This is a genomic window from Lysinibacillus sp. IITD104 (assembly GCF_036698265.2).
In the GTDB taxonomy this organism is placed as follows: Bacteria; Bacillota; Bacilli; order Bacillales_A; family Planococcaceae; genus Lysinibacillus; species Lysinibacillus boronitolerans.
In genome coordinates this window covers 3,931,441-3,943,551 of the sequence record NZ_JBAHYH020000001.1, presented here as the reverse complement: position 1 = coordinate 3,943,551, position 12,111 = coordinate 3,931,441, and the positions used below count along the sequence as shown (strand labels likewise).

Below are 12,111 nucleotides of genomic sequence, written 5' to 3'. Positions count from 1 at the left end.
AATAAGGACCACTTCTGATAAAATTAAGTCACCACAACCAAATTATACAGAAAGAAGGATCCTTATGTTTAAAGATTATAACATGAATCAATTAGTTTTGCCTTTAGATTTAGAAGTAAAATTACAAAAGAATGATATTGCCTTCCATGTCCATCATTTAGTCGAAAGTATCCCGCCTGAAGCGTTTGAACCATTCCTTCGAAATGAGGGCTGCCCTGCCTACCATCCACGCATGATGCTTAAAATTATCTTATGCGCCTACACGCAATCTGTCTTTTCTGGTCGTAAAATTGAAGCGCTTTTAAAAGACAGTATTCGGATGATGTGGCTAGCTCAAGGGCATGAACCAACCTACCGCACAATCAACCGATTCCGTGTCCAACCAGACGTAAAAGAGTTAATTCGTCAATGCTTCGTTCAATTCCGCTGCCAGTTGGTACAAGGGGGATTAATTAACCAGGAAGCTATTTTTATTGATGGAACAAAGATTGAAGCGAATGCGAACAAGTTTACATTCGTGTGGAAAAAGTCGATTGAAAAATATCATAACGGACTAATTGAAAAGTCAAACCAGCTTTACGATGAGCTGCTTGAAAAAGAAATCATGCCAGAAATTGAACGGGAAAATGAAAATGAATTAGCATTGGAAGACCTCGCTCGAATGGTTGAAAAAGTAGATGAAGTAATTTCTGAATATGATCGAAAAATTGAGGATTCATCAGATGTAGCAGAGCGAAAGGCTTTAAGAACGGAACGGAAATTCCCAAAGCAAGCTCGGAAAAAATTAATCGACTATATTGAACGCAAACTAAAATATCAAAGAGACTTCGAAATCTTTGACGAACGAAATAGTTATTCGAAAACAGACCCGGATGCGACATTTATGCGTATGAAAGATGACTATATGAAAAATGGTCAATTGAAGGCAGGTTATAACATACAAGTGGCAACAGAAGGTCAGTATGTGCTTGCCTACAGCATTTTTCCGAACCCAACAGATACACGTACATTAATCCCATTTTTAGATGAAATCGAACAACGTTATTTTAAGTTACCCAAACACATTGTCGCAGATGCCGGATATGGCAGTGAACAAAATTATGATGATATCCTTTCGAATCGTAAGAGAGAAGCCTTAATCACGTACAATATGTATTTAAAAGAACAGAAGAAAAAGCATAAGCACAACGAATTCAATACAGCGAACTGGGATTATGATAAAGAACATGATCGATACACTTGCCCAAACCAACAACAGCTTGTATTTAAATATCGTACCACGAAAACAGATCAATATGATTTCAAGCGTGAGTTTAAGATATACGAATGTGAAGACTGTTCCGGATGCCCTCTCCGTTCATCGTGTACAAAAGCAAAAGAAGGAAATAATCGTAAGATAATGGTGAATGAGAAGTGGGAAGAACAAAAAGAATATGTGCGAGCAAAGCTTTCAGAAGAAAAAACAAGTACCATTTATCGTCAACGTAAAATTGACGTGGAACCAGTTTTTGGATTCTTGAAGGCTAATTTGCGTTTCACCCGATTTTCTGTACGAGGAAAATCGAAGGTTGAAAACGAGATGGGCCTCGCATTAATGGCCGTGAATTTAAGAAAATTCACAGCCATTAGCTAAGATCTATAGGACGAATTTGAATTCATTCAAATTCGGATTTCTCACTAATTGAAGCTAGTTATGTCCCAGCCTCAAGACTTCGTTACGTTCCACTACACTTCGTCAACCCTGCCGCTACGTTCCACTTCGCTTTCGGGTAGAAAATAATAGCCCCTGCTTTTCAGGGGCTATTATTTTTGCTATGATTGAGGAGCATGTTTATGTAGAAAGAATAGTCCTATGAGGAGGATTTTTAGTATGGCATTAGTATCTATGAAAGAGATGTTAATTAAAGCAAAAGCAGAAGGTTATGCTGTTGGTCAATTCAACATTAATAACCTTGAATGGACTCAAGCAATTTTACAAGCAGCTGAAGAAGAAAAATCTCCAGTGATTCTTGGTGTTTCTGAAGGCGCAGGTAAATATATGGGCGGATTTATTTCTGTTGTTCATATGGTAAAAGGTTTAATGGAATCTTACGGTACTACAGTTCCTGTAGCGATTCACCTTGACCATGGTTCTAGCTTTGCAAAATGTAAAGAAGCAATTGATGCAGGCTTTACTTCCGTGATGATTGATGCATCACATCACCCATTTGAGGAAAATGTGAAAATTACTTCAGAAGTAGTAGAATACGCACATGCTAAAGGCGTTTCTGTGGAAGCAGAATTAGGGACAGTTGGTGGAGATGAAGATGGCGTAATCGGTGGTATTATTTACGCTGATCCCGAAGAATGCCGCAAAATGGTTGAACTAACAGACATCGATTGCTTAGCGCCAGCACTTGGTTCTGTACATGGTCCTTACAAAGGAGAGCCAAACTTAGGCTTTAAAGAAATGGAGGAAATCTCTAAATTGGCAGATCTTCCACTTGTTTTACATGGTGGTACAGGTATCCCAACAAAAGATATCCAACGTTCTATTTCATTAGGTACGGCTAAAATCAACGTCAATACTGAAAATCAAATTGAAGCAACAAAAGTAATTCGTGAAATTCTTGACAATGACAAAGTTGTTTACGACCCTCGTAAATTCCTTGGTCCAGCACGTGAAGCCATCAAAGCTACGGTTATTGGTAAAATTCGTGAATTTGGAAGTGCACAAAAAGCATAATTTTTGCATTTAATATGTTACAAAAGCATAGATAAATACACATAATAAGAGAAGTGTTGATGCTTTCAATCGACCTTCTCTTGTTTTTGAAATAAAGAAATTTTGGAAAATATTTAATAATATAAGAAAAATGATCAGGAGGAAATAATATGAAATTTTTCATTGATACAGCAAACTTTGAAGAGATTAAAGAGGCACATGCATGGGGTATTTTATCAGGAGTGACAACAAACCCATCGTTAGTGGCTAAAGAAGAAAATGTTTCTTTCCATGATCGTCTTCGTGAAATCGCAGAGCTTGTTGATGGCTCTGTAAGTGGGGAAGTTATTGCACTTGATGCAGAAGGTATGATTAAAGAAGGTTTAGAATTAGCTGCGATTGCGCCAAACATTACTGTAAAGCTTCCAATGACTCCTGCTGGATTAGAGGCATGTCGTTTCTTTGCAAACAAAGGCATTAAAACAAATGTGACATTAATCTTTAGTGCTAACCAAGCATTAATGGCTGCGCGTGCAGGTGCTACATACGTATCACCATTTATCGGCCGTTTAGATGACATTGGTCAAAATGGTGTTGAGTTAATTGAAACAATTGCAGATATTTTTACAATTCATAATATCGATACACAAATTATCGCTGCCTCTGTCCGTCACCCACAACACGTTACAGCAGCAGCTTTAGCAGGTGCACATATTTCAACTACTCCGTTTAAAGTATTAAAGCAGCTTTTCCACCATCCATTAACTGAAAAAGGAATTGAAGGATTTTTAGCGGATTGGAATAAGAGAAAAGGCGAATAATAAGATTATAAAGTGTGCAAATTGCAAAAATACTACTTTCCAATCATGAGGGAGAACGCAAAATGGATGTTTATAAAATTACTGGCGAAAATCGTCTACAAGGTACAATTAAAGTTAGTGGTGCAAAAAATAGTGCAGTCGCCTTAATTCCTGCATCAATTTTGGCGAACTCTCCAGTGACTATTGGAGGGATACCCGAAATTTCAGATGCTTGGACGTTAAAGGCTCTATTAGAGGAGATTGGTGGAGAAGTTTCATTTGAGGATGGGAAAATGACAATCGATCCAACAGAGATGATTGCATTGCCTTTACCAAATGGCAACGTTAAAAAATTACGCGCTTCTTATTATTTAATGGGCGCTATGCTTGGACGTTTTAAAAAAGCAGTCATTGGTTTACCTGGAGGCTGTTTTTTAGGACCTCGACCTATTGATCAACATATAAAGGGCTTTGAGGCTTTAGGAGCTAAAATTACTAATGAACATGGAGCCATTTATTTACGAGCAGATGAGTTAATAGGGGCAAAGATTTATTTAGATGTGGCAAGTGTCGGGGCTACTATTAATATCATGCTGGCTGCTGTCCTTGCTAAGGGACGTACTGTCATTGAAAATGCTGCAAAAGAACCTGAAATAATTGATGTTGCGACACTTCTAACAAATATGGGTGCCAATATTAAAGGTGCAGGTACAAGTGTTATTCGTATCGAAGGCGTAGAAGAGTTACATGGTACTGAGCATACAATTATACCTGATCGCATTGAGGCCTCCACATTTTTGATTATGGCTGCAGCAGTCGGTGATGGAATAACGATCGATAACGTTATTCCACTGCATTTAGAAGCAATTATTGCCAAGCTTCGTGAAATGGGTGTAAAAATTGAGATTGGTGAAGAAAGCATTTATGTACCAAAAACAGACCTCTCAACATTACAGGCAGTGGATGTCAAAACATTGGTATACCCTGGATTCCCAACGGATATTCAGCAACCGCTTGCCGTGCTAATGTCACAAGCATTCGGTTCCTCAAAAGTAACAGATACTATTTACACAGCTCGTTTTAAGCATATTGATGAGCTTCGTCGTATGAATGCAGATGCTCGTGTAGAAGGAAACACAGCAATTATTAAAGGGCCGAGTAGATTACATGGCTCCACTGTAACAGCTACAGATCTTCGTGCTGGAGCAGCTTTAGTGTTAGCTGGACTCTTAGCAGAAGGAGAAACTGAGATTCAAGATATCTATCATATCGAACGTGGCTATAGCTCACTTATTGAGAAATTACGTGATTTAGGCGCTGATATTCGACGTGAAACAATTGTGGCACGTGTAGCTGAGACAAAGGAATAATGAGAGCTAAAAGTTTTCAACCAATTATGTTACAATAGAGGTAATTTGAATGTTTTGGCACGAAAAGATGCCGATAACGGGAGGCAAAGCAACAATGGAACGTAGTTTATCGATGGAAGTAGTACGAGTAACAGAAGCAGCAGCAATCGCATCCGGGAAATGGATGGGGCGCGGTTTGAAAATTGAGGCAGATGATGCAGCAACAACAGCGATGCGCAAAATGTTCGATACAATTCCAATGCATGCTACAGTAGTAATTGGTGAAGGTGAAATGGATGAAGCACCGATGCTTTATATTGGTGAAGAACTTGGTTTACGAAATGGTGGTCCTAAAGTAGATATCGCTGTGGATCCTTTAGAAGGTACAAATATTGTAGCAAAAGGTACAAATGGTGCGATGACAGTTCTCGCTATTGCAGATAAAGGGAATCTGTTAAATGCACCAGATATGTACATGGAGAAAATTGCTGTAGGACCAGAAGCGGCGGGCAAAGTGGATATCAATGCTTCCGTTACTTATAACTTATTACAAGTTGCAAAAGCTAAAAATAAAGATATTTCTGATGTTGTAGCTACTCTTTTAGATCGACCACGTCACCAAGCGATTGTTGATGAAATTCGTGAGGCTGGTGCACGTATTAAATTTATCCAAGATGGTGATGTAGGCGCTGCAATCAATACAGCCTTTGATGAAACAGGTATTGATATAATGTTTGGAACAGGCGGCGCACCTGAGGGTGTTATTGCGGCAGTAGCTTTAAAATGCCTTGGTGGAGATTTCCAAGCAAAACTAGTACCAGAAGATGAAGAGCAATTAGAACGCTGCACGAAAATGGGTGTGGATGTTGAAAAAGTTCTTTATTTAGATGACCTAGTAAAAGGTGACGATGCTATTTTTGCAGCGACAGCTGTAACAGATTGCGAGCTTTTAAAGGGTGTTCAATATAAAGGTGCTTATGCCTTAACTCATTCAGTAGTTATGCGTGCTAAATCTGGTACGGTTCGCTTTGTTGAAGGCCGTCATGCTCTTGAGAAAAAACCTAGATATTAATGTTATTTTCTTCTAAAATATACCTAGTACATCTATTGTGCTAGGTACCTTCTTCTTTAAATAACCATCCCATATTTTTAAGGCAATGTTTAGTTATATGGTGGAACAATAGATATTATTTAAGGCAACCATATAAGCGTTAGCAAAGCCAATCGTAAACTTCAATGATAACCCCATTAAATTGAATTATATTTTGAAAAAGACTGGAGTTGTGCATATGTCTGCATTGACAATCGCTCAATTAGAAAACATGACGTTAAAAGAGCTTTACGCCCTTGCACGTCAATATAAAATTTCTTATTATAGCAAGCTAACGAAAAAAGAATTGATATTTGCTATTTTGAAAACGCGTTCAGAGCAAGAGGGCTATTTCTTTATGGAAGGCGTATTAGAAATTGTTTCGCAAGAGGGCTTCGGCTTCCTTCGACCAATCAACTACTCACCAAGTAAAGAAGATATTTATATTTCTGCATCCCAAATCCGTCGCTTTGATTTGCGTAATGGGGACAAGGTGTCAGGAAAGGTGCGTCCACCGAAGGAAAATGAACGCTATTATGGCCTATTACAAGTAGATGCTGTCAATGGCGAGGATCCTGAAGTAGCGAAAGAACGAGTTCATTTCCCAGCACTAACACCCTTATATCCAAATCGACAAATTAAGCTAGAAACAACACAACGCAATTTATCCACTCGTATAATGGATTTAGTGGCACCAGTAGGCTTTGGACAACGCGGATTAATTGTAGCCCCACCAAAGGCAGGGAAAACGTCTTTATTAAAAGAGATTGCAAACGCTATTACAACCAATCATCCACAAGCGGAGTTAATTGTCCTACTGATTGATGAACGACCTGAGGAAGTGACAGATATTGAACGTTCTGTCAATGCAGATGTTGTCAGCTCAACATTTGATGAAGTACCTGAGAATCACGTAAAAGTGGCTGAAATAGTATTAGAACGTGCACGACGTTTAGTGGAACATAAGCGTGATGTAATTATTTTAATGGACTCCATTACACGTTTAGCTCGTGCTTATAACTTAGTAATTCCGCCAAGTGGACGTACACTTTCTGGTGGTATTGATCCTGCAGCATTCCATAGACCGAAACGTTTCTTTGGTTCGGCTCGTAATATTGAAGAAGGCGGTAGTTTAACAATTTTAGCGACGGCATTAGTAGATACAGGTTCTCGTATGGATGAAGTTATCTATGAAGAATTTAAGGGAACAGGGAACTTAGAGCTTCATCTTGATCGTCAGTTAGCAGAACGCCGTATATTCCCTGCACTTGATATTCGTCGTTCGGGTACACGTAAGGAAGAGCTTCTTCTGGAGCCAGAACAACTTGAAAAGCTATGGGCAATTCGTAAAACGTTTTCTGATGCACCTGATTTTGCAGAGCGCTTCCTGAAAAAAATCCGTACAACAAAATCAAATGAAGAATTTTTTGAAAAGCTAAACGAAGATATGAAAAAGGCAACAAAGGGAAAAGGACTTTTATAAATGGCATCACCATTGACAAGGAAATTGTCAATGGTGATTTTTTTTGTATATGTTTTATTTTATAAATGTATATTGAAATTGAGAATCATTATCAATATAATAGTGAGTAAATATGTGTTCTGAAGGAGACGAAGATGAATTATGATGCCTATATGCTTCTTTGGCAAAATGCATTTATCCAGTTGAAGCAAATCGATTACATAAATAAATCAGATGTTCATGTGTCAAAGGTTTTAACATATAGCTCGTTTCTTATTGTTACAGAAGGTGGTGCACAGATTGTCATTGATGATCAATCTCATCATGTGCAGCGCTTCAGTATTTTTCATCTAGGTAAATCTCAATGTCTTCACATTAGGGCGCAGCAGAGTGTTAGCTATTTTCTCATTAGCTATAAGGGAGATGTCATGTACAAAGATGCCTTTATGCAGCATTTGTACATGCACTATCAACCATTCCAAACACATTTCTCTTGTGTACCCGCAAATCCGATAGTCATTCACAATATCCTTCAAGATATGTATAGCAAATGGCAATCTGGCTCTATACAGGAGCATTTATCTGTAAGGGCATCCTTCTATGAGCTTATCTATCATGTCTTTCGAGAATTAACAGAAGGACAAGGGAAACCACATGAAATTGATAAGGCAGAAGCCGCACGATTATTTATAAAGCAACACATTCATCAACCATTATCTATCCAGACATTAGCAGATATGCTTCAGATTAGTACACGGCATTTATTACGCATCTTTAAAGCTCGCTATGAAATAGGTCCACAAATATATTTACAACAATTGAGAATAGAGCAGGCTAAGCAGTATTTATTAACCAATCAATATGGCATAAAAGAAATTGCCATATCTCTTGGATTTGAAGATGAATATTATTTTAGTCGTGCTTTTAAAAAAGCAACAAATCTGGCTCCAAGTAGCTTTAGGCTGAAATATGCATCTAATATGTCCGAAATTACCATTACAAATGAGAATCATTTTCATTACAATGATAATCAGCTCGCGCAAGCAAAACGATTTGAGAATGGAGAAAATGAAATCATGATGCAGAAGATGATTCACCATATAAAGCTACCTTTTTTATTAAGCCTTTTCGTTTTACTGGCAGCGTGTAATGAAGAGACAAGCCACTCTAAGATTGATGAACCAATTACGCCCGATAAGGCAGAGACTAGAACCGTAACAGATGATAGTGGACGCGAAGTAGAAATCCCAATGAAAGCAGAGAGAGTCGTAACTGATTGGTATCTGGGGCAAATTTTAGCGTTAGATGTTGTACCTGTTGGAGGCGTAACGGCTAACCTTGATTATGCTGCTTTCTTAAAGCAACACTATAAGGATGGAGAAATTACGAATATTGGTACGGATGGTAAGGTGTCATTAGAAAAAGTTTTAGAGTTAAAGCCAGACTTGATTATTACTTGGAATGTGGAAGATGTAGCAAAGTATGAAAAAATTGCCCCAACAATTGTCTTTGCTGAAGATGCCCATCAATCAGTGACTGAGGAGATTAAGGCAATGGGGAATTACTTAGGTAGACAAGCAGAGGCTGAAGCCTTTACAAAGGAATTTGAAAATCGGATAGCAAAAGCTAAGGAAAAGATCATGAATATAATTCCGAAACATTCCACATTTACTACTTATGAAATGTTTGAAAAAAATGCAACGATTGTAGGGAAGTCAAGTGTATCGGGTGGTAGAGCACTTTATCAAATTTTGGGCATGAAGCCACAGGGAAAAGTGCAGGAGCTATTTGATACAAAGGAAGCAAGTAATGGACGGTATGAGGTTTCCTATGAGGTAGTCGGTGATTATGTAGGTGACTATAACTTCATGATTAATTTCTTTAACAAAGAAGGCCAGTTGCCAGCAACATGGACAAATTTAGATGTCGTTAAAAATAATCAAGTATTAGAGCTTCCTTCTGAATATTATTTTGCTTCTGATCCGCTCTCTGGCTTACACCAAGCTGAAGAACTAGCTGACAAAATAGTTGAATTTACAAAGGCTCAACAACAATAACTGAGATAACAGGAGAGCTATTGTAGATAGCTCATTTATAGAGACGTAAAAAGAAATCACAAAAGGAGGCTACACCATGTTATTACAGCGCTTTTTTTCATATTATAGGCCCTATAAAGGTTTATTTATTTTAGATTTTAGCTGTGCCATATTAGTGGCGCTAATTGATCTAGCGTTTCCAATTGTTTTAAATAAGGTAATTGATGATATTTTGCCAGATGGGGAATTAAAGTGGATCATTATGGCAAGTTTATTGCTGTTTGCATTATATATTTTTAACTCCATTCTTCATTTTATCGTTTCGTATTGGGGACATATGCTGGGCATTAATATTGAGACGGATATGAGAAAAGAATCCTTCAGCCATGTACAAAAGCTATCCTTTAGATATTTTGATAACAACAAAACAGGGCATCTTGTGTCTCGTTTAACGAATGATTTAATGGATATTGGCGAACTTGCTCACCATGGTCCAGAGGATATCTTTATAGCAGCAATGACGATTGTTGGAACATTTGGTGTTATGTACTATATTGATCCAACCTTTACGATTCTTATTTTCTTACTTGTACCGATTATCTTAATCTTAACCATTATTTTCGGAAAATTAATGTCCAAGGCATTCCGTCAAATGTTTGGAGATATTGCAGATTTCAATGCACGTGTTGAAAACAATGTAAGTGGTATTCGTGTTGTACAGGCTTTTACAAATGAAGATCATGAGATTAAACGCTTTAAGGTAAATAATGAAAGATTCCGTATGACAAAGCTGTTTTCCTATAAAGTAATGGCTTGGAATGAAGCTATTTCAGGCATACTCACGAAGGTGTTATCACTCTTTACTTTATTTGTTGGAGCTTACTTTGTATTAAATGGGCATTTAACAAATGGCGATTTTATCGCATTTATTTTACTTTCAGGTATTCTCTTAGGCCCAATTAACAAAATCAATATGTTTATAGAAAGCTATCCAAAGGGCATGGCAGGATTTAGACGCTATATCGAATTCCTCGAAACGGAGCCCGAAATTGCGGACCGTCCAGAAGCGAAAATAATTGATGAAATTGATGGTGAAATTACTTTTTCTAATGTATCGTTTGGCTACGCTGCCAATAATCGTGCCTTACATCAAATTAATTTAAAGGTACGTCCTGGTGAAACGGTTGCCTTAGTAGGACCTTCTGGTGCAGGGAAATCTACGATCTGTAGCCTATTGCCCCGTTTTTATGAAGTGAATGAAGGCTCCATTAAAATTGATGGCGTTGATATACGAGATTTTAAACTGCAATCTTTACGTTCGCATATCGGGATTGTCCAGCAAGATGTCTTTTTATTCGATGGTACCATTCGTGAAAACATAGCCTATGGTGATTTAAATGCCAGTGAAGAAGATATTTGGTATGCCGCACAACGAGCACAACTGACGGATGTCATCAATGCTTTACCAGAGGGCATGGATACACTCATTGGTGAACGTGGTGTCAAATTATCAGGTGGACAAAAACAAAGATTATCAATTGCACGTATTTTCTTGAAAAATCCAAAAATCTTAATACTAGATGAAGCAACATCTGCATTGGATACAGAAACAGAACAAGCGATCCAGCAAGCCTTAAACGAGCTTTCTATCGGTCGTACTACATTAGTGATTGCCCACCGTTTAGCAACGATTAAGGATGCAGACAGAATTGTTGTGGTATCGAAAAAGGGCATTATTGAAGAAGGTACACATGAGCAATTAATGGAACGCCAAAATGCTTACTATGGCTTGTATACAGCCCAATTTGGTTTACAAATTTAAAAGTAATAGCATTCTCAAAAGTGAAAGGAAGTTAAAGATGTCAGTACTTGAAATAGATCATGTTGCGATTGGTTATTCCTCAGCGCTCATCGTCAATGATTTAAGTGTGGAGATTCCGAAAGGCCAGATCTCCACGATTATTGGTCCAAATGGTTGTGGCAAATCTACTTTATTAAAGGCTGTTGCACGTGTATTACGCACGCAAAATGGAGCTGTCTATTTAGATGGCAAAGCTATACATCAATTAAAAACAAAAGAAGTGGCCAAAAAAATGGCTATTTTACCTCAGACAGCAACAGCACCAGGAGGATTAACGGTTTTTGAACTAGTATCCTATGGTCGTTTTCCTCATCAAGTAGGGTTTGGTACATTGCAAAAGGAAGACTATGAATATATTCATTGGGCTATTGATGTTACGGGGCTAAGAGAACTTAGTGATCGACCAATCGAAGCATTATCAGGTGGTCAGCGTCAGAGAGTATGGATTGCCATGGCGTTGGCGCAAGGCACGGATATTTTAGTACTGGATGAGCCAACAACTTATTTAGATTTAGCACATCAGCTCGATATTTTATTGTTGCTACAAAAGCTAAATAAGGAAGAAGGACGAACAATTATCATGGTTTTACATGATTTAAATCATGCATCACGCTTCTCTCATTTTATAATGGCCATGAGAGACGGCAATTTAATGGTGAATGGCAGTCCAAAAGAAGTGATGACAAAAGAAAATTTACAAAAGGTATTTAATATCGATGCAGAAATGGCTGTATGTCCCTATAGTGAAAATCCAATTTGCCTATCTTATCAGTTGTACGATATGAAAAAATAAAAGCTTGTTGGAAGCT

At 37.9% G+C, this 12,111-nt stretch carries 9 protein-coding genes; all 9 read left to right on the top strand.

Features of this window, described 5'->3' with window-relative positions; genetic code table 11:
• The first annotated feature begins 64 nt into the window (after positions 1–64).
• The 9 genes from V1L66_RS19865 to V1L66_RS19825 all read left to right on the top strand — a co-directional run bounded on the left by V1L66_RS19865 (position 65) and on the right by V1L66_RS19825 (position 12,095).
• Positions 65–1,633 (top strand): IS1182 family transposase, encoded by a 1,569-nt coding sequence (locus V1L66_RS19865; RefSeq protein ID WP_258861044.1) that lies wholly within the window; start codon positions 65–67, stop codon positions 1,631–1,633.
• Positions 1,634–1,870: 237 nt separating this feature from the next.
• Positions 1,871–2,725, top strand: coding sequence for a class II fructose-bisphosphate aldolase (locus V1L66_RS19860; protein WP_004269446.1), 855 nt, complete (start codon positions 1,871–1,873; stop codon positions 2,723–2,725).
• A 149-nt stretch (positions 2,726–2,874) separates the two neighbouring features.
• The gene (gene fsa, locus V1L66_RS19855; protein WP_004269447.1) at positions 2,875–3,525 is read left to right on the top strand and encodes a fructose-6-phosphate aldolase; all 651 of its coding nucleotides are present in this window, start codon (positions 2,875–2,877) and stop codon (positions 3,523–3,525) included.
• Between the two features lie 62 nt (positions 3,526–3,587).
• Positions 3,588–4,874 carry a UDP-N-acetylglucosamine 1-carboxyvinyltransferase gene (locus tag V1L66_RS19850; RefSeq protein ID WP_016992737.1) on the top strand — a complete coding sequence of 429 codons (1,287 nt, stop codon included), beginning with the start codon at positions 3,588–3,590 and terminating at the stop codon, positions 4,872–4,874.
• A 94-nt stretch (positions 4,875–4,968) separates the two neighbouring features.
• Positions 4,969–5,925: a class II fructose-bisphosphatase gene (glpX, locus tag V1L66_RS19845; RefSeq protein WP_004269449.1), complete on the top strand. Its 957-nt coding sequence runs from the start codon at positions 4,969–4,971 to the stop codon at positions 5,923–5,925.
• A 217-nt stretch (positions 5,926–6,142) separates the two neighbouring features.
• The gene (rho, locus tag V1L66_RS19840) at positions 6,143–7,426 is read left to right on the top strand and encodes a transcription termination factor Rho (protein ID WP_016992739.1); all 1,284 of its coding nucleotides are present in this window, start codon (positions 6,143–6,145) and stop codon (positions 7,424–7,426) included.
• Positions 7,427–7,560: 134 nt separating this feature from the next.
• A complete protein-coding gene (locus tag V1L66_RS19835) occupies positions 7,561–9,462 on the top strand; it encodes a helix-turn-helix domain-containing protein (RefSeq protein ID WP_333006234.1) in 1,902 nt (633 codons plus the stop codon).
• Positions 9,463–9,538: 76 nt separating this feature from the next.
• Complete coding sequence (locus tag V1L66_RS19830) at positions 9,539–11,263, top strand: ABC transporter ATP-binding protein (RefSeq protein ID WP_333006233.1); 1,725 nt, start codon at positions 9,539–9,541, stop codon at positions 11,261–11,263.
• Between the two features lie 37 nt (positions 11,264–11,300).
• Positions 11,301–12,095 carry an ABC transporter ATP-binding protein gene (locus V1L66_RS19825; RefSeq protein ID WP_036076077.1) on the top strand — a complete coding sequence of 265 codons (795 nt, stop codon included), beginning with the start codon at positions 11,301–11,303 and terminating at the stop codon, positions 12,093–12,095.
• Positions 12,096–12,111: the final 16 nt, after the last annotated feature.

Excerpts from the sequence above, each read along its gene's own strand:
- V1L66_RS19835 (WP_333006234.1), top strand. The coding sequence starts at position 7,561 with ATGAATTATGATGCCTATATGCTTCTTTGGCAAAATGCATTTATCCAG.
- rho (WP_016992739.1), top strand. The coding sequence starts at position 6,143 with ATGTCTGCATTGACAATCGCTCAATTAGAAAACATGACGTTAAAAGAG.
- V1L66_RS19865 (WP_258861044.1), top strand. The coding sequence starts at position 65 with ATGTTTAAAGATTATAACATGAATCAATTAGTTTTGCCTTTAGATTTA.
- V1L66_RS19850 (WP_016992737.1), top strand. The coding sequence starts at position 3,588 with ATGGATGTTTATAAAATTACTGGCGAAAATCGTCTACAAGGTACAATT.
- V1L66_RS19860 (WP_004269446.1), top strand. The coding sequence starts at position 1,871 with ATGGCATTAGTATCTATGAAAGAGATGTTAATTAAAGCAAAAGCAGAA.
- glpX (WP_004269449.1), top strand. The coding sequence starts at position 4,969 with ATGGAACGTAGTTTATCGATGGAAGTAGTACGAGTAACAGAAGCAGCA.
- V1L66_RS19825 (WP_036076077.1), top strand. The coding sequence starts at position 11,301 with ATGTCAGTACTTGAAATAGATCATGTTGCGATTGGTTATTCCTCAGCG.
- V1L66_RS19830 (WP_333006233.1), top strand. The coding sequence starts at position 9,539 with ATGTTATTACAGCGCTTTTTTTCATATTATAGGCCCTATAAAGGTTTA.
- fsa (WP_004269447.1), top strand. The coding sequence starts at position 2,875 with ATGAAATTTTTCATTGATACAGCAAACTTTGAAGAGATTAAAGAGGCA.